This window comes from Arthrobacter sp. YC-RL1 (genome assembly GCF_001454985.1).
GTDB classification, from domain to species: domain Bacteria; phylum Actinomycetota; class Actinomycetes; order Actinomycetales; family Micrococcaceae; genus Glutamicibacter; species Glutamicibacter soli.
Window position 1 is genome coordinate 2062814 of the sequence record NZ_CP013297.1, and the last position, 21793, is coordinate 2084606.

21 protein-coding genes are annotated in these 21793 nt (G+C 67.8%); 2 read left to right on the plus strand and 19 right to left on the minus strand.

The features are described 5' to 3' along the window. Positions 1-12: 12 nt before the first annotated feature. The 11 genes from ATC04_RS09650 to ATC04_RS09700 all read right to left on the minus strand — a co-directional run bounded on the left by ATC04_RS09650 (position 13) and on the right by ATC04_RS09700 (position 12045). Complete coding sequence (locus tag ATC04_RS09650; protein WP_047119105.1) at positions 13-372, minus strand: hypothetical protein; 360 nt, start codon at positions 370-372, stop codon at positions 13-15. Then, complete coding sequence (locus ATC04_RS09655) at positions 373-2376, minus strand: WYL domain-containing protein (RefSeq protein ID WP_047119104.1); 2004 nt, start codon at positions 2374-2376, stop codon at positions 373-375. A gap of 99 nt (positions 2377-2475) precedes the next feature. Beyond that, complete coding sequence (locus tag ATC04_RS09660) at positions 2476-2871, minus strand: FKBP-type peptidyl-prolyl cis-trans isomerase (protein ID WP_047120730.1); 396 nt, start codon at positions 2869-2871, stop codon at positions 2476-2478. A 37-nt stretch (positions 2872-2908) separates the two neighbouring features. Continuing rightward, a complete protein-coding gene (locus ATC04_RS09665; protein WP_060617013.1) occupies positions 2909-3841 on the minus strand; it encodes an FKBP-type peptidyl-prolyl cis-trans isomerase in 933 nt (310 codons plus the stop codon). A 118-nt stretch (positions 3842-3959) separates the two neighbouring features. After that, a complete protein-coding gene (gene pafA, locus ATC04_RS09670; protein ID WP_047119103.1) occupies positions 3960-5333 on the minus strand; it encodes a Pup--protein ligase in 1374 nt (457 codons plus the stop codon). A 69-nt stretch (positions 5334-5402) separates the two neighbouring features. Continuing rightward, positions 5403-5585: a ubiquitin-like protein Pup gene (locus ATC04_RS09675; protein ID WP_047119102.1), complete on the minus strand. Its 183-nt coding sequence runs from the start codon at positions 5583-5585 to the stop codon at positions 5403-5405. 71 nt (positions 5586-5656) lie between these two features. Continuing rightward, on the minus strand, positions 5657-7270 hold the full coding sequence (gene dop / locus ATC04_RS09680) for a depupylase/deamidase Dop (RefSeq protein ID WP_052772363.1): 1614 nt from the start codon (positions 7268-7270) through the stop codon (positions 5657-5659). Then, complete coding sequence (arc, locus tag ATC04_RS09685) at positions 7267-8901, minus strand: proteasome ATPase (protein WP_082124053.1); 1635 nt, start codon at positions 8899-8901, stop codon at positions 7267-7269. Before arc ends, dop begins: the two co-directional genes overlap by 4 nt. Positions 8902-9082: 181 nt before the next feature. Then, entirely contained in the window at positions 9083-10165 is a 1083-nt protein-coding gene (locus tag ATC04_RS09690; protein ID WP_231735950.1) for a tRNA (adenine-N1)-methyltransferase, read from the minus strand. A gap of 42 nt (positions 10166-10207) precedes the next feature. Further along, positions 10208-11335 (minus strand): site-2 protease family protein, encoded by a 1128-nt coding sequence (locus ATC04_RS09695; protein ID WP_052772362.1) that lies wholly within the window; start codon positions 11333-11335, stop codon positions 10208-10210. Then, positions 11332-12045 carry an HAD family phosphatase gene (locus tag ATC04_RS09700; protein WP_047119098.1) on the minus strand — a complete coding sequence of 238 codons (714 nt, stop codon included), beginning with the start codon at positions 12043-12045 and terminating at the stop codon, positions 11332-11334. Before ATC04_RS09700 ends, ATC04_RS09695 begins: the two co-directional genes overlap by 4 nt. 95 nt (positions 12046-12140) lie before the next feature. Between ATC04_RS09700 and ATC04_RS09705 the strand changes: the two genes are divergently transcribed. After that, a complete protein-coding gene (locus ATC04_RS09705; protein WP_047119097.1) occupies positions 12141-13049 on the plus strand; it encodes a PAC2 family protein in 909 nt (302 codons plus the stop codon). A 36-nt stretch (positions 13050-13085) separates the two neighbouring features. Here the strand turns inward: ATC04_RS09705 and mshC are convergent, their stop codons facing one another. From mshC to ATC04_RS09720, 3 genes are all read right to left on the minus strand, one after another. Continuing rightward, positions 13086-14351 (minus strand): cysteine--1-D-myo-inosityl 2-amino-2-deoxy-alpha-D-glucopyranoside ligase, encoded by a 1266-nt coding sequence (mshC, locus tag ATC04_RS09710; RefSeq protein ID WP_047119096.1) that lies wholly within the window; start codon positions 14349-14351, stop codon positions 13086-13088. Positions 14352-14478: 127 nt separating this feature from the next. Further along, a complete protein-coding gene (locus ATC04_RS09715) occupies positions 14479-15303 on the minus strand; it encodes an undecaprenyl-diphosphate phosphatase (RefSeq protein ID WP_047119095.1) in 825 nt (274 codons plus the stop codon). Positions 15304-15382: 79 nt separating this feature from the next. Further along, positions 15383-15592 carry a hypothetical protein gene (locus tag ATC04_RS09720; RefSeq protein ID WP_047119094.1) on the minus strand — a complete coding sequence of 70 codons (210 nt, stop codon included), beginning with the start codon at positions 15590-15592 and terminating at the stop codon, positions 15383-15385. Between the two features lie 44 nt (positions 15593-15636). Here ATC04_RS09720 and ATC04_RS09725 point away from each other — a divergent pair, with 44 nt between their 5' ends. Further along, positions 15637-15876, plus strand: a complete 240-nt coding sequence (locus ATC04_RS09725) for a DUF5703 family protein (protein ID WP_047119093.1) — start codon at positions 15637-15639, stop codon at positions 15874-15876. A 33-nt stretch (positions 15877-15909) separates the two neighbouring features. Here ATC04_RS09725 and ATC04_RS09730 read toward each other — a convergent pair whose 3' ends face one another. From ATC04_RS09730 to ATC04_RS09750, 5 genes are all read right to left on the minus strand, one after another. After that, complete coding sequence (locus ATC04_RS09730; protein WP_047119092.1) at positions 15910-17049, minus strand: acyl-CoA dehydrogenase family protein; 1140 nt, start codon at positions 17047-17049, stop codon at positions 15910-15912. Positions 17050-17090: 41 nt separating this feature from the next. Continuing rightward, positions 17091-18407, minus strand: a complete 1317-nt coding sequence (locus ATC04_RS09735; protein WP_047119091.1) for a M20/M25/M40 family metallo-hydrolase — start codon at positions 18405-18407, stop codon at positions 17091-17093. An 86-nt stretch (positions 18408-18493) separates the two neighbouring features. After that, a complete protein-coding gene (locus ATC04_RS09740; RefSeq protein WP_047119090.1) occupies positions 18494-19450 on the minus strand; it encodes a TAXI family TRAP transporter solute-binding subunit in 957 nt (318 codons plus the stop codon). Between the two features lies 1 nt (position 19451). Then, positions 19452-20882: a HAMP domain-containing sensor histidine kinase gene (locus ATC04_RS09745; RefSeq protein WP_047119089.1), complete on the minus strand. Its 1431-nt coding sequence runs from the start codon at positions 20880-20882 to the stop codon at positions 19452-19454. Beyond that, complete coding sequence (locus ATC04_RS09750) at positions 20879-21544, minus strand: response regulator transcription factor (protein ID WP_047119088.1); 666 nt, start codon at positions 21542-21544, stop codon at positions 20879-20881. Before ATC04_RS09750 ends, ATC04_RS09745 begins: the two co-directional genes overlap by 4 nt. Between the last annotated feature and the right edge of the window lie 249 nt (positions 21545-21793).

Below are 21793 nucleotides of genomic sequence, written 5' to 3' on the forward strand. Positions count from 1 at the left end.
TTCAAGTCTACGTTAGAACAGGCCCAAGTCCCGCATGTTCTGTGCCTGGCCTCGCTTGGCGCGACGCGCCACGCGGCGCACCCGTCGCGCTTCGATGCGTTCTGCCTTGCCCTTGCGCAAAAGCTTTTTGATTTTCTTCGGGTCAGCGTGGGTTGCCGCGGTACCGTGCGGGTAGCGGCGGCCCACCGCGGCATACTCCACGACGGTGCCGGGCTTGGCGAATTCGGCGCCGAGCTGCTCGGAGGCCTCCCCCAGCGTGTCGAACACCTTCACGCCCTGGCGGAACAGCCTGAAGCCGGCCAGCACCGCGCAGAGCAGGGTCGCCAGGACGAGTACCGTCCACAGCAAGGTCCAGAACCACCAAGGGAGCATTTATTTATCCTCATACATCCGGATAGCTTCGTCCAACCACTCGCGCACGCGTTCGCGCGTAGCGTCGGGAGAGATCACTGCAATCTTACCGCCGTGGCGGGCCACCAACGGCGCAGGCACCAGATCGTAGGAGATCCGCACCTTGGCCAGGTAGCCGTTGCCGATTTTCGAGCTCGACCATTCCGAAGGTTGGAAGGACTCCACTGCCGGCAGCTCCTCGTCGTCCACGTAGAGCACCGCCTGCAGGTCCTCGGCCGAGCCGCGGTAGCGCATGTCCAGTTCCTCGTCGTCACGGTGGCGCGGCCCGCGCTCGAAGACCTCTCCGGTGGCCTCGGCATCCAGGATGCGGTCCACGCGGAAGGTCAGCAGGTCTTCGCGGGTGCGGCACCAGGCGCGCAGGTACTGGGTCGCGCCGTCCTCCACCAGCCGCACCGGCTCCACCTCGCGGCGCTGGTGCGCCTGCGAGTGGGCGGAGTAGTAGTCGATGGAGAGCACCTGGGAGCCGAGCACCGCATCCACCAGCTGGGCGGGGATGTCGTGCTCGCGCACCTGGGACAGGGCGAAGCCCAGCGAGCCGTTCCAGCCGTCGAAGCGGGCCACCGCAGCGTTGATCTTCTCCAGCGCCGAGGCCAGCACCTCGCGGTGCTCGAACTTGGGGATGCTGGCCAGCGCGTTCAGCCCGCCGAGCACGGCGACGGCTTCCAGCGGGGCGAGCTTCTGCGGCTCGGCCAGCAGCGCGGCGTTGGAGATGGTGACGGTGTCAGCCTCCAGGTCCCCGTCGTTGACGTTGATCAGCTCGTCGTGCTGGCCTCCCGGTACGCCGCACATCATGATCATCGCCAGTTCCTCGCGGACCTTGTCCACCGGCATCTGGTAGCGATCGGCGAGCTCCTTGATCTCGACCACCCCGTGGGAGACCACGTACTGGATCATGTCGATGTTGCGCAGCACCTGGGTGGCGGTGGTTCCGCGCCCGGCGGCGCGCTGCGCCCTGAAGGAGGCATTGTGCATGCGCGGGTCCCCGGCCAGCTGCACCTGGGCGTCGCGGGCGGCGCGCAGCGTAGCGGCGACCTGCTCGGCCAGCGGCGCGGGCTCGAGCACCTTCACCGCGGGGCCGTAGGCGGCCAGCTCGGAGGCGAAGGACTCGGGGTCGGCATAGGCGATGTGCAGCGGGTTCTGGCTGGAGGCGCCGTTCAGGGCTCGCACGCGCAGCGGGGTGGCGGCGTCGTCGCGGATTTCAACGGTGGCCAGGTGCCCGGGATTGCGCAGGTCGAAGTCCAGCAGCACCTGGGACATGCTGAAGTCCGCCGGACGCGGCCGGTAGCCGGCGCTGCTGGTGCCGCCGCGCCGAATGGTGGTCTTGAAGTTGCCCACCACGCGCGAGAGACGGAAGACGCGCTGGGCGTCGCGGGTGTGGTCGAAGCCGGTGAAGTACCAGTTGCCGAAGCGCTGGCCGATCCCCCACATGTCCACCTCGCGCACCGATTCGACGTTGCCGGCGGTGACGTAGTTGAACTTGACGGTTTTGCGGTTGAACACTGCCAGGGCGCATTCGCGGAAGTTCGGCTCGTCCAGCGAGAGCCGGGGCAGCAGCGAGCCTGCGAACGGGGCGACCGGCGCGGGGGCGCTGGAACCGGTGATCCGCGCGGCGGCCTTCAGGCCCAGGGCCTGCAGCTTGGAGTCCTTCCACAGGCTCGCGGCCAGGGAGATCATCGCCGATTCGGCCGGGGTGAAGCTGACCTCGGGAAGGAACCAGTCGCTGGTGTCGATGCTGTAGCGCATCTCGCCGTCAACGTCGTCGGCGATCAGGCGCAGGCCGAAGTCGTTGCGGATCTCTTCGCGCAGCCGTTCCACTGATTTTTCGCGGGCGGAGTCGCTTCCCTCGGGGGTGAGGTATTCCCCGATCATCGCGGTGGTGAATTTCCGCGGAGTGGTGGCCAACGCGTAGATGAGGCTGGTCAGGCGCTCGGCCTTGCTCGGTCCTGAAGATTGCTTTGTGCTCACGAGATAACCCTAGCGATTTTTGGCGTTGACCGCAGACTTTTAAGACGGCTGTGGCCCCGAAGATGTCGGGGCCACAGCTTTTTGCGTCAAGCGGTCTGGCTACTTGGTGCCCATCAGGTCAACCACGAAGATCAGCGCTTCGTTCGGGGCGATGGCGCCCGGGGCGCCGCGTTCGCCGTAGGCCAGGTGCGAAGGGATTTCCAGGCGACGGCGGCCGCCGACCTTCATGCCCAGCAGGCCCTGGTCCCAGCCCTGGATGACCATGCCGACGCCGACCGGGAAGTCGAGGGTCGAGCCGCGGCCCCAGGAGGAGTCGAATTCCTCGCCGGTGGACCAGGCGACGCCCACGTAGTGGGCCTGGACGGTGGTGCCGGGGGTGACCTCGTCGCCGGTGCCCTCGATCAGGTCGGTAATGACCAGCTCGGTGGGTGCATCGGTGCCCGGGAAGTCGATTTCCGGCTTGGTGCGGTCGTAGTTGCGTTCTCCGAACGACATGTTCACGGCCTTTCTATATTCGTTGTCCGGCTGGCTGTTAGCCGGCCGCGGCGGATACCTCGGTCAATTCTACGTAGAACACCAGGGTTCCGGTGGGCGATCCGCCGGTAGAGGAATCACCGTAGGCCAGATCGGCGGGGATGGTCAGCATGACCTTAGAGCCCGCCTTCAGGCCGGTCAGGCCCTGGGTCCAGCCCTTGATGACCTGGTTCAGGCCGAACTGGGTGGCGTCGGCGTCGAAGTTGCCGTCGAACTTCTTGCCGTCGGCGTAGGTGACGCCCAGGTACTTGGCCTTGACCGTGGAGGTCTCGGTGGCTGCTTCGCCCTTGGTGCCCTGCTCCAGCACGTCCACGACCAGGCCCTTGGGCGCCTCGACATCCTTCGGGATGTTAATGGTGGGCTGCTTGTCCTTGAAGCTGACGGTCGGCAGCTTGCCTTCCTTCTTCAGCTTCGCGGTCTCCTCCTCGGAGAGCTTGGAGCTGGCCGGGGTGGTGCCCTCGATGGTCATCACGATGATGCGCTCGGCGCGGCTGCCCGGCTCCGGGGTCTTCTGCGCGCCATTGGCGTCGACGCTCTCGATCGCCGAGTAGGCGACCCAGTCGCCGACGTGGCCGTCGATCAGCACGTTGTAGAGCGAGGGCATGGTCTGCTTGAACTGGTCGTCCAGCACCATCGGGGCGGCCTGGCCAGTGAAGTTCTCGTTGGTCAGCTTGCCGTCGATGGTCTTGTAGAGCCCGGACTTCACCTGGATGGTGTCACCCGGGTTGATCTCGGCGCCCTCGCCCTTGACCACGTTGACCGCCTCGTCCTTCTCGGTCAGGAAGGGGGCGTCGATGCTGACCTCTGGAGCGGTGCTGGCGTCCTTGGCCGGGGTGACCTTGATGTCGGCCAGTTCGCTGCTGCTCGAGGAGCTGCAGGCTGCCAGGGCGAGGATTGAAGCGGTGGCGGCTGCTGCCAAAACTTTGCGCACGAATCTACTTTCGTTCTTCCGGTATTTCAAAAATTGCGTGGCGAACCTGCGTGTCAGCGGAACGCGCTCGCTTGCAAGCCTAGTTCGGCTTGCTGTGAAAAGTCTTTCCACCAGCTCCCTAGACAGGCTGGCTCATGATCTGGATCAGCTCGTCGACCTGCGGGTTGCTGGTCGCGAACGGGTCCTTGGCCAGCACGATGCCGCCGGCGCCTTCCTCGTATTTCATGTGCACCCAGTCGGCGCTGTAGCGCCGGCCGGTGGCGCGGGCCGAGCGGATGAACTTGGCGCGCAGCGCTGCGCGGGTGGTGGACGGCGGATTCACCACGGCGTCGCGGATCTGCTCGTCTGACACCACGGAGGTGGCCAGCCCGCGCTTGGCCAGCAGGTGGAACAGCCCGCGGGCGGGGTCGATGTCGTGGTAGGTCAGGTTCAGCTGGGCCAGCCGGTGCGAGGAGAGCTCCAGCGAGTTCTTCTGCGCGTACCCGAGCAGCAGCTTACGCTTGATGGCCCAGTCGATGTCGCTGTCGATGGCGGAGAAGTCCTGCGACTCGATGGCGGTAAGCACCCGCTCCCAGAGTTCCAGGATCTGCTCGACGCGGTCGTGGTGGGCGCCGTGGCGCTCCACGAATTCCTTGACAGCTTCGAAGAGCACCCACTGGATCTGCAGCGCCGTCGGCTCGTCCCCGCCCATCAGGCGCACCACGGTCTGCCCGGTGAAGTCGTGCGAGACCTGGCGGATGGAGCGGATCGGGTTCTCCAGGCGCAGATCGTGGTAGATCTCCCCGGATTCGATCAGCCGCAGCACCAGGTCGGTGGCGCCGATCTTCAACAGCTGGGTGGTTTCGCTCATCGTGGAGTCGCCCACGATCACGTGCAGCCGGCGGTGGTATTCGGCGTCCGCGTGCGGCTCGTCGCGGGTGTTGATGATCGGGCGCGAACGGGTGGTCGCCGAGGAGACGCCCTCCCACATGTGGTCCGCGCGCTGCGAGAAGACGTACCTGGTCTCGTCGTCCACCTGCACCAGGTTGCCCGCGCCGCACAGCAGCTGGCGGGTGACCAGGAACGGGATGAGCATGTCGGCCAGGCGCCTGAATTCGATCTTGCGCGGGATCAGGTAGTTCTCGTGGCAGCCGTAGGAGTTCCCGGCGGAGTCCACGTTGTTCTTGAACATGAAGATCTTGCCCTCATGCCCCTCTTCGGCCAGGTGGTCCTCGGCCTGGTCCACCAGGTCGAGCATCAGCGCCTCGCCGGCGCGGTCGTGGGCGATCAGCTGCAGCAGCTGGTCGCATTCGGCCGTGGCGTACTCCGGGTGGGATCCCACGTCCAGATAGAGCCGGGAGCCGTTCTCCAGGAAGACGTTCGAGCTGCGGCCCCAGGCCACGATCGGGCGGAACAGGTGCCTGGCGGCGTCCTCCGGGGTCAGCCGGCGTCCGTCGGACGGCACGTAGTTGAGCCCGAATTCGGTTTCCAGCCCGAAGATTCTGCGATCCACTCGAAAGTACTTCCCTTCAGCTGCGGCGCCTGGTCCGGCGCCTATGGATGGTGGCGGCAGCCCGGAAGGCTACTGGCCGCCCTTCTGCACGAAGCCGCGGACGAATTCCTCGGCGTTGGATTCCAGGACCGAGTCGATCTCGTCGAGCAGGTCGTCGACGCCGGCGGACTGGCCGGTGGTGTTGACCTGGATCTGCTCGGCGTGCTCCTGGGTCTCGCTCTGCCGGCGGGACGAAAAGCTTTCCTGGGTCATGGCCCTCTCCTTCTGCTTGAAACTGCGCTGCCGCGAATTACGCACCGGCAGTGATTCTTATTCTGCTCGCTCTAGGCGCGCGGCGCCAATTTATTGATGAACTCGTCGATCTCCAGGTTCGCCTCGAACAGCCGGCCCACGTCCTTGCGCGAGCCGCCCAGCGGCTCGGAAAGGAACACCCGGTTCACCCGGCGCGCCCCGGGCACCGCGAAGGTCAGCGCGTCCCAGTTGGCCGCGACCACATAGGGGGCGTAGCGCTGCAGGGTCATGCCGCGCAGGTAGGCCCGGGTGTCCTCCGGCGGGGCGGCGACCGCCTGGTTGATCTGCTCCTGGCTGAACAGGCTCTGCATGGCCCCGCGCGCGGCGAGCCGGTAGTACAGGCCCTTGTCCTGGCGCAGGTCCGCCCACTGCAGGTCCATCAGCCCGATCCGCGGGTCATCCAGGCCCAAACCGTGGCGCTGCGCGAAGGTGGTGACCAGCTTGTACTTGGCGATCCAGTCGACCTGGTCCGCGGCCAGCAGCGGATCGCGCTCCAGCAGATCCAGGACGGCCTCCCAGCGCTGCAGGATCTCGGCGGTGTCGGCGTCCTCGATCCCCCGGGAGGCGCAGTACCCCTGGGCCGCCAGCAGGTATTCGCGCTGGATCTGAATGGCGCTCAGGCGCCGCCCGCCGCGCAGCCGCACCGCGGTTGCCAGGCTCGGGTCGTGGCTGATCTGCTGCAGCGCCGCCACCGGGTCCTCAAGCTCCAGCGCGGGCGCGAGGCCCGCCTCGATGAGGCTAAGCACCAGGTTGGTGGTGCCCACGCGCAGCAGCGTGGAGATCTGCCCCAGGTTCGCGTCGCCGATGATCACGTGCAGCCGGCGGTACTTGTCCCAGACCGCGTGCGGCTCGTCGCGGGTGTTGATGATCGGGCGGTTGATGGTGGTTTCCAGCCCCACCTCCGCCTCGAAGAAGTCCGCGCGCTGCGAGATTTGGAATTCGGCGCGCTCGCCCAGCATGCCCCGGCCCACGCGCCCGGCGCCGCAGAAAATCTGCCGGGTGGCGAAAAACGGGGTGAGCCCGGAAACCAGTGCGGAGAACTCCACCGCGCGGGGCACCAGGTAGTTTTCGTGCGCGCCGTAGGAGACCGACTTGTTGTCGGTGTTGTTCTTGTAGAGCAGCAGCTGCCCGCCGCCCAAGCGCTGCGCGGAGTCCGCGGCGCGGCGCATCACCTCGTCGCCGGCCTGGTCCCAGAGCACCGCGGCGCGCGGCGAGGTGGATTCGGGGCTGGAGTACTCCGGGTGCGCATGGTCCACGTACAGGCGCGCGCCGTTGCCCAGCACCATGTTCATCACCACGTCGGTGGTGTCCTTCTCCTGGTACAGGGTGGAGCCGATGCGCGCGTCATTGCCCGACAGCGCGATGGACTCCGCGGTCCAGATGCCCTCCTGCTGATCCGGCTCCACATCGGTGAGCTGGCTGGGATGGGCGTCGGCGCGGTTGATGGCGAAGCCGCGGGCATCCTGCAGCGGGGATTCGTCGGCGTAGTCCCAGCGCGCACCCTGCACCCGCGCATCCCCCTGGGCCACCAGCTGGGCGTAGGAGTCGACGATCTGCGCGGAAAGCACCGTGGCGTTAGCCTTGGGCATGCCGGGGCGGATGATGCCGTATTCGGTCTCCAGCCCGACCAGCCGGCGGGCGCTCACTTGGCGCCCCGCTGGTTCACCAGCGAGCGGATGTTGCTGATCCGCTCCCCCTTGCGCCCGGAGATCCGGGCCCAGTCGTCGGGGTTGGTGGTGTTGGGCATGTCCTCGTGCTCGGCGAACTCCTCGCGCACCGCGCGCAGCAGGTACTCCATCTTCAGCCCGCGCTCGCCGCCGGTGATCAGCGCCTTGATGGCGTGCTTCTTCGCCCGGTCCACCACGTTGTGGATGACGGCGCCGGAGGCGAAGTCCTTGAAGTAGAGGATCTCCGAGGCGCCGGTCACGTAGGTGACCTCCAGGAACTCGTTGATCGGAGCGGTGGAATACATGGCCTCGACGGTGCCGCGGATCATGCGCTCGATGGTGGCCTGCGCGTCGGCGTCGGCGGCCAGCTCCTCGGGGTGGATGGGCAGGTCGGTCGTGAGGTACTTGCCGAAGATCTCCGCCGCGCCCTCGGCGTCCGGGCGGCGGATCTTGATCTTCACATCCAGCCGCCCGGGGCGCAGGATGGCCGGGTCGATCATGTCCTCGCGGTTCGAGGCGCCGATCACGATCACGTTGTCCAGCCGCTCCACGCCGTCGATCTCCGCCAGCAGCTGCGGCACGATGGTGGTTTCCACGTCCGAGGAGACGCCGGTGCCGCGGGTGCGGAACAGCGATTCCATCTCGTCGAAGAACACCACGACCGGGTCGCCGTGCAGCGCCTTCTCGCGGGCGCGGGCGAAGATCAGCCGGATGTGGCGTTCGGTTTCGCCCACGTACTTGTCCAGCAGCTCCGGGCCCTTGATGTTCAGGAAGTAGCTGCGCGTGGCGCCTTCGCCGTTGCGCTCGGCGGCGCGCTGGGCCAGCGAGTGCGCCACGGCCTTGGCGATCAGGGTCTTGCCGCAGCCCGGAGGGCCGTAGAGCAGGATGCCCTTGGGGGCGCTCAGCCCGTGCTCGCGGTAGAGCTCCGGGTGGGAGAAGGGAAGCTCGACCGAATCCTGGATCGCCTCGATCTGCGAGTTCAGCCCGCCGATGTCCGAGTAGGCGATGTCCGGGACTTCCTCCAGCACCAGGGACTGCATGTCGGTCAGCTGCACGCGGCTCATGGCCAGCCCGGTGCGCGGGTCGAGGGTGAGCTGGTCGCCCACACGCAGGTGCTGCTCGCGCAGCGGCTGGGCCACGGTGATCACCCGCTGGTCGTCGGCCCGGGCCATGACCACCGCCTGGTGGTCCTCCAGCAGCTCCTTGATGGTGACCAGCTCGCCGGTCTGCTCGTAGCCCAGCCCGGCGATGACCACCAGCGCCTCGTTGAGCAGCACCTGCTGGCCCACGTGCAGCTTCTCGAAGTCGAGCAGCGGGGAGATAGTCACCCGCATCTTGCGCCCGGAGTACATGACGTCCACGGCCTGGATCGCGGTGGATTCGATGCCCAGCCCCGGTTCGGGGTGGCGGCGCGGGTGCTTGGCGGTGATGGTGCCGTAGCTGAACGGGGCGTCGCCGTCGCGTTCCAGGGCTGCCTTGAGGTTGATGATCTGCTCGCGCGTGGTTTCCAGCAGCGCGACCAGGCGCTGGTTGTTGCCGCCGATCCCGGCCAGCTGCTTGTCCAGCGCGCGGTTCTTGTCCCGCAGCACGTTGACCTGGCGTTCGGTCATCTGCAGGCGCTGCGCCAGTTGCTGCGCCTCAAGGCTTTCGCTCACGTTACTTCTCCCTACACTCGTTCGCGCCGCGTGCGGCTATCTCCATCGTACGGACAACGGCCCCGGGTTCAGCGCACCCGGGGCCGTTGATTCACCATCTGAGACGCAACGTCTCAGATGACGGACCGCTCACCGGCTAGTCCTGCTCCGCGGCGGCCACCGCGGCGTCCTCGGCGTGGGCGGCGCGCACCCGCACCGCCTGGTTCGCATCGCGCGCCGCGCGGCGCAGCTTCTTGTCCGACAGGCCGCGCTCGCCCAGGGCCTGCGCGGTCCACTCCTCCTCGGAGTGGTCGCGGGTCCAGGCGCTCAGGTCCTCGGCCGAGTAGGAGTGCTCCTTGATGCGCTTGGCCTTCGGGATGCCGTCCGCGGCGTCGGCCAGCCGGCGGGTGGTGATCAGGAACGCGGTGTGCGCGACCATGCGGTGGTCCGGGCGCACGGCCAGGCCGTCCACGTGCCAGCCGCGCAGCAGGGTCTCGAAGCACTCGGGCTCGGTGAACTGGCCGGATTCGCGGATGGCCTCCACCACACGCGACATCTGGGTCACCGAGGAGACGTAGTTGGTCCACACCCCGCCCGGGGCCAGCACGGTGGCCACCGCATCCAGGCACTCCCAGGGGCTGAGCATGTCAAGCACCACGCGGTCGATGCTGCCCGGCTCCTCCAGCTGAACCACGCGGTCCTGGAAGTCGCCGATGGAGATCTGCCAGGCCGGGTGCTCCCCGCCGAAGACGGTGGAGACGTTGCCGCGGGCGATGTCCGCGAATTCCTCGCGGCGTTCGAAGGAGTGCAGGTAGCCGCCATCCCCCACCGCGCGCAGCAGCGAGATGGACAGCGCGCCGGAGCCCACGCCGGCCTCCACCACGCGGGCTCCGGGGTAGATGTCGCCGAACTGCACGATCTGCGCGGCGTCCTTCGGGTAGACCACGGTGGCCCCGCGCGGCATGGAGAGCACGAAGTCCTTGGCCAGCGGGCGCAGCGCCTGGTAGCGGAAGCCGTCCACGTTCTCGATGACCGAGCCCTCGGGCAGCCCGATGATGTCCTCGTGCGGCAGCACGCCCTTGTGGGTGTGGAACTCCCCGCCGGGCTGCAGGGTGATGGTGTTGATGCGGCGCTTTTCATCGGTCAGCTGCACGCGGTCGCCCACGCGGAACGGGCCGCGGCGGGCGTGCGCGCCGTGCGGGGCGGCGGCTGGCTGGGGCTGCTCGGAACTCTGGCTCACGGTGTTGTCCTTCATTGGTTGGTGCTTGGAAGTTTAATGGGGTTATTTCCTGCGGCCGGTGACCGCGTTGACGATGTCGGTCTGGTGCAGCAGCCCGACCACGACGCCGCGGCTGGAGATCACCGCGTATTCGGCGGTGGGCACGCTGGCCAGGTAGTCGATCAGTTCGCGGCCGTCGGAGTCCTCGGCCACCACGGCGCCTTCGCCCAGCGCCCGGGAGACCGCCAGCGCGGGCGCCTGCGCGGCGTGCGCCGGATCGACCCGGGCCAGCGCCGCCTCGTCGACCACACCCACGGGCATGCCGCGCGGGTCGACCAGGATGACCTGGCCGCCGCGCTGGGCCCGTCGCAGGTGCACGTCGGCCACGGACGCGGCCGAGGCCATGGCGCTGGCCGGCTGCATCAGATCGGAGGCGATCACGGTGGGCAGGTTCAGCATCAGGTTCGAATGCCCGATCAGCGCGGTGGTCGCCTGCCACATGAACACGGCCACCATCAGGCCCACCACTGCGGTGATGATCTGCACCTGCTGGCCGCGCAGAAACGGCCAGGCCACGAAGAAGAAGACCACCGCGACGGCGATCGCCCGGCCCGCCCAGGCCGAGGCGATGGTGCCCTTGTACTGGGATCCGGTGGCCTTCCAGACGATCGACTCGACCAGCCGGCCGCCGTCCAGCGGCAGCCCGGGCAGCGCGTTGAAGGCGCCCAGCAGCAGGTTCGCGTACACGCCGAAGTCGAGCAGCAGCTGCAGGTAGATGTTCAGCTCGACCAGCTGGCCGATCCCCCACCCCAGGCCAGCCAGCGCGAAGTTGGACAGCGGCCCGGCCAGCGCCACCCAGAGCGAGGCCCCGGGGCTGGCCTTGAAGGAGCCGAACTGGGTGTGCCCGCCCATCAGGGTGAGCACGATGTGCGCGTCGGGCCACTTGAAGGCGCGCGCCACCATGGCGTGGGCGACCTCGTGCACCAGCACCGCCAGCGCGATAGCCACCGCGCAGGCGAAACCCAGCAGGTAGGCGCCGGCCGCCGGGATCAGCGCGGTCTGCGAGAGCTGCACGCCCATGGAGACGGTGATCACCGCGGTGATGATGAACCAAGAGGAGGACAGGTAGACCGGCACGCCGCCGATCTTGCCGAGCTTGAGGCCCGGCGCCTTGCGGGTTTCTTCGCTCATGCGTTCACCTGGGCCAGCCAGGAGGCCATGGTCTGCAGATCCAGGCCCGCCAGCGAGTCGATCCGGCGCCACGGCCCGTGCCCGGGGTCGGTGGCGTTGGGGATGAGCACCGCGTGCAGGCCGGCGGCGCTGGCGGCGGTGATGCCGGGGGCCGAGTCCTCGAAGCCGATGCAGCGGGCAGGATCCAGCGGCGCGCCGGCCAGCTCGGAGAGCAGCTGCAGCCCGCGCAGGTAGGGTTCGGGGTGCGGTTTGCCCTGGGCGACTTCCTCGCCGGTCACGCTCGCCTGGAAGATGCCCTCGGGCAGCAGCGGCAGCAGGTCCGCGACGATGCTGCGCTCCGACATGGTCACCAGCGCCTGCGGCACCCCGGCGGCGTGCAGCGCGGTGAGCAGTTCGCGGGCCCCGGGGCGCCACGGCAGCTGCTCGCGGATGCCGGCGGCCACGCGGGCGCTGAGGGTGTCGATGATCTCGCGCACCGGCAGGTCTACCCCGGCGGCCTGCAGCACCCGGGCGGCGTCCGGCAGCGCGCTGCCGACCAGGGCGTGGGCCTGCTCCCCGCCCCAGGTGCCGCCGTGGGCGGCCACCAGTTCCCCTTCGGCGGCGATCCAGTACGGTTCGGTGTCGATCAGGGTGCCGTCCATGTCCCACAGCACGGCGTGCGGGCCTTCGGGCGGCAGATTTGTGTCAAAGGCAAAACTGGTGCTTGGCATGAGTCCATTCTAGATGGAAGAGTGGGGCTAAGCCGTTTCGGCACCCCCGCCGGGAAAGCCCGAAACCTCACAGGAAACCCGCAAAGGAGTCCCGGTTGACCGATCAATACCACGCACCGACGCTCAACGGTTTCATCGCGGGTGGCGATCACGAGCGCCGCCCGGCGGTGCTGGTCGCCGCCTTCGAAGGCTGGAACGACGCAGGCTCGGCCGCCAGCGATGCGGTGCGCAGCATCCTTGACACCAGCGCCGCGGAGCATGTGGCAACCATCGGCCTGGACGACTACTACGACTACCAGTTCACCCGGCCCACCTCGAAGCTGACCGAGCGCGGCCGCGAGGTGCAGTGGCCGCAGACGGACATCTACCGCATCGCGCAGCCGGGGGCCGACGCGGACCTGCTGGTGGTGCTCGGGGTGGAACCGACCTTCCGCTGGCAGGGATTCTGCGCCCGGATCCTGGAGCACGCCGCCGCGCAGAACGTGCGCGCGGCGCTGACCCTGGGCGCGCTGCTGGCCGACGTGCCGCACACCCGCCCGGTGCCGACCTCCATGGCCAGCGACGATCCCGGGCTGCAGGAGCATTTCAACATCACCGCCTCCAGCTACGCCGGGCCCACCGGCATCCCCTCGGTGCTGGGCATCGAGCTGCAGCGCAGCGGGATCCCGACGATGTCGCTGTGGGCGCAGCTGTCCCACTACGTGGCGCAGGCACCCAGCCCGCGGGTGCAGCTGGCGCTGGTGGAGCTGCTCGAAGAGCTGCTGCCGGTATCGATCCCGGCCCAGCAGCTGCGCGAGGACGCCGTGGCCTGGAAGCTCGGGGTGGACGAGCTGGCCGCTTCGGACCCGGAGGTCTCCAAGTACGTGCAGCAGCTGGAGGCGGCCACCGACGCCAGCGAGCTGCCCGAGGCCAGCGGGGAGACCATCGCCCGCGAGTTCGAACGCTACCTGCGCCGCCGCGGCCGCTACCGCACCGACGGCTCGGGGCCCGACTTCGAGATCTAGGATCCCGGAGCCAGGCCCCGTGGCGGTGCGCTTTGGCTACTTGAGCTTCAGGCCCAGCAGCGCGTCCAGCCCGTCCACCAGCAGCGCTTCGCCTTCGCCGTCGCCTTCCGGCGCAGTGGCGGCCCACTGGTCGATGGCCTGAAGCGCGGCCGGCGCGTTCAGGTCCTCGGCCATGCGCGCGCGGATGCGGGTCAGCAGGGCGGTGGCTTCGGCCAACCCGGTGCCGGCCAGACGCTCACGCCAGGCGGAGATGCGCTCCGTGGCCTGCGCCAGCAGCTCGTCGGTCCAGAACCAGTCCGAGCGGTAGTGCTGGGAGAGCAGCACGGCGCGGATGGCCACCGGCTCCACGCCTGCGGCGCGCAGCTTGGAGACCAGCACCAGGTTGCCCAGCGACTTGCTCATCTTCTCGCCATCCAGGCCCACCATGCCGGTGTGCAGGTAGGCCTGGGCCAGCGCCTTGCCGTCGACGGCTGCGGCGTGCCCTGCGGAGAATTCGTGGTGCGGGAAGATCAAGTCCGAGCCGCCGCCCTGCACCGTGAACGGCGCGGGCAGCGTGCGGCGGGCGATCACGGAGCATTCGATATGCCAGCCCGGCCGGCCTGCGCCCAGCCTGCCGCCGTCCCACGACGGCTCGCCTTCGCGGGCGGCGCGCCACAGCAGCGGATCCAGCGCGTCGCGCTTGCCGGCGCGGTCCGGATCGCCGCCGCGTTCGGCGAAGAAGCCCAGCATGGTTTCGCGGTCGTAGCCCGAGACGGTGCCCAGCTTCCAGGCGTCGTTCTGCGCGGCGATGGAGTCGAAGTACACGTCTCCCTCGACGCCGTCGGCCCCGGCCGGCACGGTGTAGGCCAGCCCGGCGTCCAGCAACTGCTCGACCACCGGCACCAGCCAGTCGATGGATTCCACGGCGCCCACGTAGTGGTGCGGCGGGATCACGTTCAGCGCTTCCATATCCCCGCGGAACAGCTCGATCTGCGAGGCCGCCAGCTCGCGCCAGTCCACCCCGGTGGCCTCGGCGCGCTCGAGCAGCGGGTCGTCCACGTCGGTGATGTTCTGCGTGTAGGTCACGGTCCGGCCGTTATCCAGCCAGGTGCGGTGCAGCAGGTCGAAGGTGACATAGGTTGCCGCATGCCCCATGTGGGTGGCGTCGTAGGGGGTGATGCCGCAGACATACAGGCTGGCCGGCTCGTTGGCCTTGGCCGCCTCGGCGGTGGCCCGGAGGGTACCGGATGAGGTGTCGAAGACCTCCAGGATCGGGGCGGAGCCCACGATGTGCGGTACTTCCGGGGATTTCCACGCGTGCACTGTTGTACGTCCTTTCGCAGATGCGACGATTGAGTTCTTTAAGTCCAAGTCAAGCAGAGTTGGGTTTATTCCCGTTAACTGCGAAGTGTCCGTGAATCGCTTCACGGACACCTGCGGCTGGCGGATTCTAGGCGTTGATCAGGCCCATTCCCAGCACGACGTACAAGCCCAGGCCCAGCAGGATGCGGTACCAGACGAAGACGCGGTAGGAGTGGTGCGAGACGAACTTCAGGAACCAGCCCACGATCAGGAAGCCGACCACGAAGGCCACCAAGGTGGCCAGGCCCGTCTGCGCCAGGGTGTAGACGCCGGGCTCGTCGAAGGACTTGGCCAGCTTGTACAGGCCCGAGGCGAACACCGCGGGGATGGCCAGCAGGAACGAATAGCGCGCCGCGGCCTCGCGGGTGTAGCCCATCAGCAGGCCGGCGGTGATGGTGCCGCCGGAGCGGGAAACTCCGGGGATCAGGGCCAGGGCCTGCGCAAAGCCGAACAGGATGCCGTGCTTCGGGGTCAGCGTGTCAAGGGTTCGCGTCTGGCGGCCGTAGTGGTCGGCGATCGCCAGGATCAGGCCGAAGACCACCAGCGTGGTCGCCACGATCCACAGGGAACGGAAGTTGGTGTCGATGTAGTCTTCCAGCAGCAGGCCGAGCACCGCGATCGGGATCGAGCCGACGATGATCAGCCAGCCCATCTTCGCGTCGGGATCCGAGTGCGGGACCTTGCCGACCAGCGCCTTGCCCCAGGCGCCGATGATGCGCACGATGTCCCGCCAGAAGAAGACCACCACGGCGGTCTCCGTGCCCAGCTGGGTGATCGCGGTAAAGGCGGCGCCGGGATCCTGGGCGTTGGGAAGGATTTCGCCGACGATGCGCAGGTGGGCTGAGGACGAGATCGGGAGGAACTCTGTCAGGCCCTGGATGAGTCCAAGGAAAGCTGCTTCAAACCAATTCACCCCTCGACATTACTTCACCTGCCCGGCGCGCAGCGCACTGGAAACACCTGAGCGGGAAAAATTCATACCGTGGTCGTGCTCACTGGTCATCCGAAGGTATCGTGAACGGCAGAAGTTCGGAATACTGTTCGTATAGCGCATCTTCGTAGTCTTCGAAAGCATCGGCGAGCGACCCGAAAGCCGTATCAATGGCGGCATCGGCCGATCCCCTGCTTTGGGAAACCACAGCCAGGTGTTGCTCCAAATGCGCGATGAGCGCCTGCAGTGCGTAGCTCGGATCAGTACTCATGGCATCACGCTACAACGCAATCATTTATTCCGATAGGGGGTTCGATGCTTCAGGAAGTCATTAAGGCGCCGCTGCACCAGGAAAACGATTCTCGCTACGAATACATGGTGATCACCGCTTTTCCCGGCGAGTCCAAGCACGTCGCGCGCGCTGCGCTGCGCGAGCATGCTGACAACGGCAAGTGGGAACTGATGCGCACCTGCCGCTACGAGGGCGGCGCCTACAAGTACTGGCTGCGCCGCCGGGTCATGCGGATCCAGAGCACCCTGCCCCCGCTCCCCTAGCCGCATCAGCGCCGTTTTGCCGACTGCCGCGCGTCATGACTCCAGCGGCCCGACCAGCCAGCTGGCCACGGTATTGGCCGCGGATGCCGCATTCGACGGGTGGTACCAGCTGGCCTGCACGTCGCGGTACAGCCGCTCGAATTCGCTGCCCCGGAAGTACGCGCCGCCGCCGAGCAATTGCCCGGCGTCCTGGACGTTTTCCCGGGCAGTCTGCCCAGCCAGGGTGCGCAGCGTGACCAGCTTGGGGAACCAGGCCGCACCGTGGTCGACACCGGATTCCAGATCTCCGGCCACGGATCGCTGCAACGCGTCGAGGGCCAGCGACCGCATCGCGGCGTCGGCCAGGATTCCCCGGGCCCGCACGTCCTGCGAATACTTCACGCCGTCATGGTGCACCCGCTTGCCCAGGGAGTCCGTGGCGAGCTGCACCGCGCGCTCGGCGATGCCGACATACACGCTGGCGGTCAGGGTCAGGAAGGACGCGAAGATGCCGAAAACCAGCAGATCCGGGTTCGGGCCCACCGGCAGCCGGGAATGCACCCAGGCCTCCGGAGCGGTGGCCGACTCCAGCTTGGTGGTGTGCGACTGGCTCGCGCGCATGCCAAGCGTGTCCCAGTCCCCGAGCGAGCGCACGCCGGCCCCGCGCTCGACGAACGCGTGGACCAGCTCGCCGGAGACGGTGTCCTTGCCGAAAATCCCCAGACGCGTGAACGCCGGCGACAGCGAGGTGAAGATCTTGGTTCCCGTGAATGACACCGAGCCGTCGGAATGGGTCACCGCACTGGTTTTGGAATCGAAGAGCACCGCGTCGTTGCCCGGCTCCGAAATGCCGAACGCCATGACCTCGCCCTTGGCCACCCAGTCGATCACCATGTCCAGGCGGCGGTCGCCCCGGGCCGCGAGCAGGTGGGCCACCCCGGCCCAGACCTGGTGCATGTTCACCGCCAGCGCGGTGGCCGGGGCGGCCGAGGCCAGCCGCCTCTGCGCCAGGGCCAGCTGCTGGAAATCCCAGCCGAGCCCGCCGCGTTCGACCGGAACCAGCGCCCGCAGGTATCCCGCCGCGGCCAGTTCTTGGAAGTCCTCCTCCGCGAAGCTGTTCTCGGTGTCGTAGCCGGCCGCACGCTGGCGGAAACGCTCAAGCAGCTCGTCGCTGAGCACGGTTTCAATAGACAAGGTATTCCTCCTGTGAATCCGGTGGTCTGGAAATCTGGGTGTCAGTAGCTGCGCAGCAGGCTTTCAAGCACACGCACGCCGAACTTGACCGAGTCGACCGGAACCCGTTCGTCGACCCCGTGGAACATGCCGGTGAAATCGAGTTCGGCCGGAAGCTGCAGCGGCGCGAACCCGTAGCCGGTGATCCCCAGCTTTGCCAGCCATTTGTTGTCCGTTCCGCCGGAGAGCATGTACGGCAGCACCACCGCGTCCGGGTCCTCCGCCAGCAGCGATTCGACCATGGAGTCCACCAGCGAACCGGCGAAGGGGACCTCCAGCGAATCCTGCTCGTGCACCATGGACAGCTCGACGTGCTCCCCGGCGAGCTCCTTGATTTTCGCGACCGCCTGCTCGTGCTCGTCGGGCAGGGTACGGCAGTCGACCAGCGCTTCGGCATGGCCGGGGATCACATTGTGCTTGTAGCCGGCCTCCAGCGCCGAGGGGTTGGCGGTGTTCTGCAGCGTCGCGCCGACGAACCGGGAGACGTTGCCCATCGCTTCGAGCAGCGGGGCCGGGTCCTCCTCGGTGAATTCCAGGCCCGCGAGCTCGGCGACGTTTTCCATCAGCGCCCGGGTGGTTTTCGTATAGGACAGCGGCCACTGGTGGCCTCCGATGCGCGAAACCGCGTCGGCCAGGCGTGTCACCGGGTTCTCGGTATTGATCTGCGAACCGTGACCCGCGGTGCCGTGCGCGGTGAGCTTCAGCCAGGCGATGCCTTTCTCGGCGGTCTGCAGCATGTAGGCGCGGCGGCCATTGATCTCCACGGAGAAGCCGCCGACCTCGCTGATGGCTTCGGTGGCGCCGTCGAAGAGCTCCGGGTGGTTCTGGACCATCCATCCGGCCCCGTAGTCGCCGCCGGCTTCCTCATCGGCGAAAAACGCGATGACCAGGTCCCGCTGCGGGACGATCCGCTCCCGGCACAGGTGGCGGACGGCGGCGATGATCATGGCGTCCATGTTCTTCATGTCCACCGCCCCGCGGCCCCAGATCATGCCGTTGATGAGCTCGGCGCCGAACGGGTCCACGCTCCAGTCCTCGGTGATCGCCGGGACCACATCCAGGTGCCCGTGCACAACCAGCGCCGGAAGCGAGGAATCCGAGCCCTTGAGGCGCACCACCACATTCGCGCGTCCAGGCGCGGATTCATAAAGTTCCGGCCGCAGCCCGACCTCTTCGAGCAGCGAGACAACGTAGCGCGCCGCCTCCAGTTCGCCGGCCCCCTTGTTGCCGCCGTAGTTCGTGGTGTCGATCTGGATCAGTCGGCGGCAGAAGTCGACCGCTTCGTTCTCCATGAGTTCTACAGCTGCAGGCTTCGGCATGGCAGGCCTTCCTCTCGCGAACGGGTGCTTGTGGATTCAACACTAGTGCGCTAAACGATACGCGCAACAAATGACACCACGTCAGCCTAGCCATGAAGTTCCCGATAGGCCTGGATGGCCCCGGGGTGCAGCGGCTGCCCTGCGGTGCTGATCAGCGTCTGCGGGGTCAGGTATTGGATGCCGGCGCTGCCTGGCGGAATCAGCTCCTGGGCGCGTTCAACCAGCAGCCTGACCACCTGCCCCGCGGTCTGCGCGGGAAAACTGGCCGGCGCCATCAGCAGGTTCGCGACGCCCAGGCTCTGCGCCTGTCCAACGCCGGGATAGGTTCCGGCCGGGATCATCACCCGGTCGTAGAGGCCGGGATACCGCGACCGCAGCCCGGGCAGCACGGAGGATAGTCCGATGAGCCGCAGCTCCACCCGCGCGGCCAGCTCCGACACGGCACCCACGGGCATGCCGCCGAAGAGGAACAGCGCATCGATCCGGCCGGATTCCAGCGCCGCAAGCCCGTCGCCGTAGCCGAGCTTGGTTTCCCTCGGCGCATTTCCGCCCGACTTCAGCCCGGCTTCTTCCAAGATGCGCTGCCCGGTCACCCAGGTCCCTGATCCAGCCGCGCCAGTTCCCAGCCGGCGCCCGGCCAGGTCGGGCAGGGTGCGGATGGGAGCGTCGGCCCGCACGATGCAGTGGAAGTAGTTCTGGTACACGCGGCCCAGCGCCAGCGGATTGCCCTCATTGGCGGCAGCGCGGTACTGCGCCACGGTGTCGGCCAGGGCCAGCGAGAGCGAAGCCTCGCGCTCGGCCAGCAGGTGCAGGTTCTGCGCGCTGGCCTCGGTCTGCAGCGCGGACGAGTGCTCGGCGAGCCGATAGCGGACCAGCGCCTGCGAAAGCAGCGTGGCGAATTCGAAGTACATTCCGCCACTTTCGCCGGCGGCGATGTCCAGCCGGTCATGGCGCGGTCCCGGAGTGCACCCTGCAAGCAACGCGGCGGCCGGGGCGGCCAGCGCGTAGCCCAGCACCGCGCGCCGGGTGGGAATTCCGCTCATCTCAAGCCTCCTGCGCTCCAGCATCGTCTTGGGTCCCGGCCAGCCGCAGCGTCACCTGCAGTCCCCCGCCCGCCGCAATTTCCAGAAGCAGCTCGCCGCCATTGGCCCGGACCAGCCGGTCGACGATCGCCATGCCCAGCCCGGTGCCCGGGGACTGCCGGGAGGTCTCGGCCCGCCAGAAGCGCTCGGTCGCGGCCTCCAGCTCGGCGGCCGGCAGGCCCGGCCCGTGGTCGCGGATGACCACGTCAACGACGCTCCCGCGGGCCGCCACCGAGAGGTCGACCTGGCTCCCGGAGGCGTACTTGAAGCAGTTTTCCAGCACCTCGGCGATCATCTGCTGCAGCTCGAATCCGTTGCACACTGCGCGGGCCGTCCGGCTGCCGGGAGCATCCAGGTCCAGCCGCAGCAGCATTCCGCGTTCCCGGGTCGCCGCGCTTTGGCGTTCGACCTCCTCGGTCAACAGCCTGGCCGGGATCACGGTCCCGGCATCGGCGCCGGCAGGGACTGCCCCGCCGGCGCTGCGCTCGGAGAGCCGGTGCTCGGCGCTGGCCAGGCGCAGCACCCCGTCCAGCAGCATTTCAACACGTTCAAGTTCGCGTTCCACAGCGGCGACTCCATCCGGGTCGGCCTTCTCCCCCAGCCGCATTTTCAGCAGGTCCACGCGCAGCCGCAGCGCGGCGATCGGGTTGCGCAGCTGGTGGGAGGTTTCGGCGATCAGCTCGCGTTGCTGGGCCAGGCTGTCGGTGACGATCTGCGCCATGTTCTCAAACGAGCGGGACAGCGCCCGCAGTTCCGGCGGGCCTGCTTCCTGCAGCGGGGCGGGGATCTGCGTGCTGGCCAGCTCGGCCACCGCGTCGCTCAGCCGGTGCACCGGCCGCAGTACCCAGGCGGTCAGCCGCTCGGCGAGCAGCAGCATGCCTGCGCAGACGCTCAGCGACACCAGCACCACTGCTCCCCAGCTCTGCAGGATCGCCTGCCGGGCATCGTCCAGGTTGACCTCCATGACCACCGAGCCCAGCACCTGGGTCGAGTTCCCGAACGGCCGGGCGATCAGGGCAGGTTCCTCGGAGAACGGGCTGATTTGGGGAATCCCGGTCTGGTCGAGGTTCAGGGCGGCACGGCGCCGCACTGCGTCGACCTGCGGATCCAGCGGGTCGATGCCGCCGGAAGTGAACTGCAGCCCGCCCAGGCTGATCAGCAGGCCCTCGTCGAACAGCTGCGAATACGCGTCCATTTCCAGCTGCAGTTCCTCGTGGTCGGTGGCATCCTGCGCGTGGGTGCCCAGCTCGACAAAGCGGTTCACCGAAGCCAACCGGCTGAGCTGGACGTCCTGGGTGGTGTTCCGGCTGATGCTCTGCAGCATCAACGTGCCCAGGATGACGGCGATCAGGCACAGCAGCGAGCCGAGCACCCCCAGAACCCGCAGCCTCACGCGTCCACGGCCTCGATGCGGTAGCCGACCCCGCGCACGTTGACGATCATGCCCGGCCGGTCCAGCTTGGAGCGCAGCCCGGTCAGGTGGACGTCCAGGGAACGGGAGACCGCCATGAACGCGTCGCCCCACAGCGAATCCAGGATCTGCTCGCGGGTGACCACGGATCCTGCATGCTGGGCCAGCAGCGCCAACAGGTCGAATTCCTTGGCGGTCAGCGACAGCTCGCGCCCGGCCAGGGCCGCTTCGCGCTTGCCGGTGTCCACCTGCAGGTCCCCGACGGCCAGGACACCCGCGTCGGGCGCTTGAACCCGGGAGCGGCGGGCGACAGCCTCGATGCGCGCCAGCAGGACGGCCAGCCCGATCGGCTTGACCAGGTAGTCGTCGGCACCCTGGCGCAGGCCGCGGACCACGCTGCGTTCGTCGTTGCGGGCGGTGAGGATCACGATGGGCACCTCGGTAACCTGGCGCAGCTTGCGCAGGACCTCCAGCCCATCCATGTCCGGCAGGCCCAGATCCAGCAGGATCAGCTGCGCCTGCTGATGCCGCAGCAGCGCGTCGGCACCGCGGGCCGCCCGGAACGCCTCGTGGCCGGCGGCGTTCACGGCATCGATCAGCGCCAGCGCGACGGCATCGTCATCTTCGACGACCATTAGGTGCACGGTGGTTCCTCGGATAAGTGGGCTCTGAATTGGTCAATTCTATCAGCCGGGGGCCTGCGTGTACTTTGCGTCACGTCCTTTCCTAAGGAAGTGTTAGTTCTTTGCGTCCAGCTTGGCCGTAACCGGCATCACTCCTAGATTTGGAGATGTTCTTCCAGCCCGCGGCCATTCAATGGTGAACTCCTGCCGCAGCGGCTGACCGAGGTGCCGGGCTACGGTCCGGCAATGATCGACATTCGTAAAGGACTG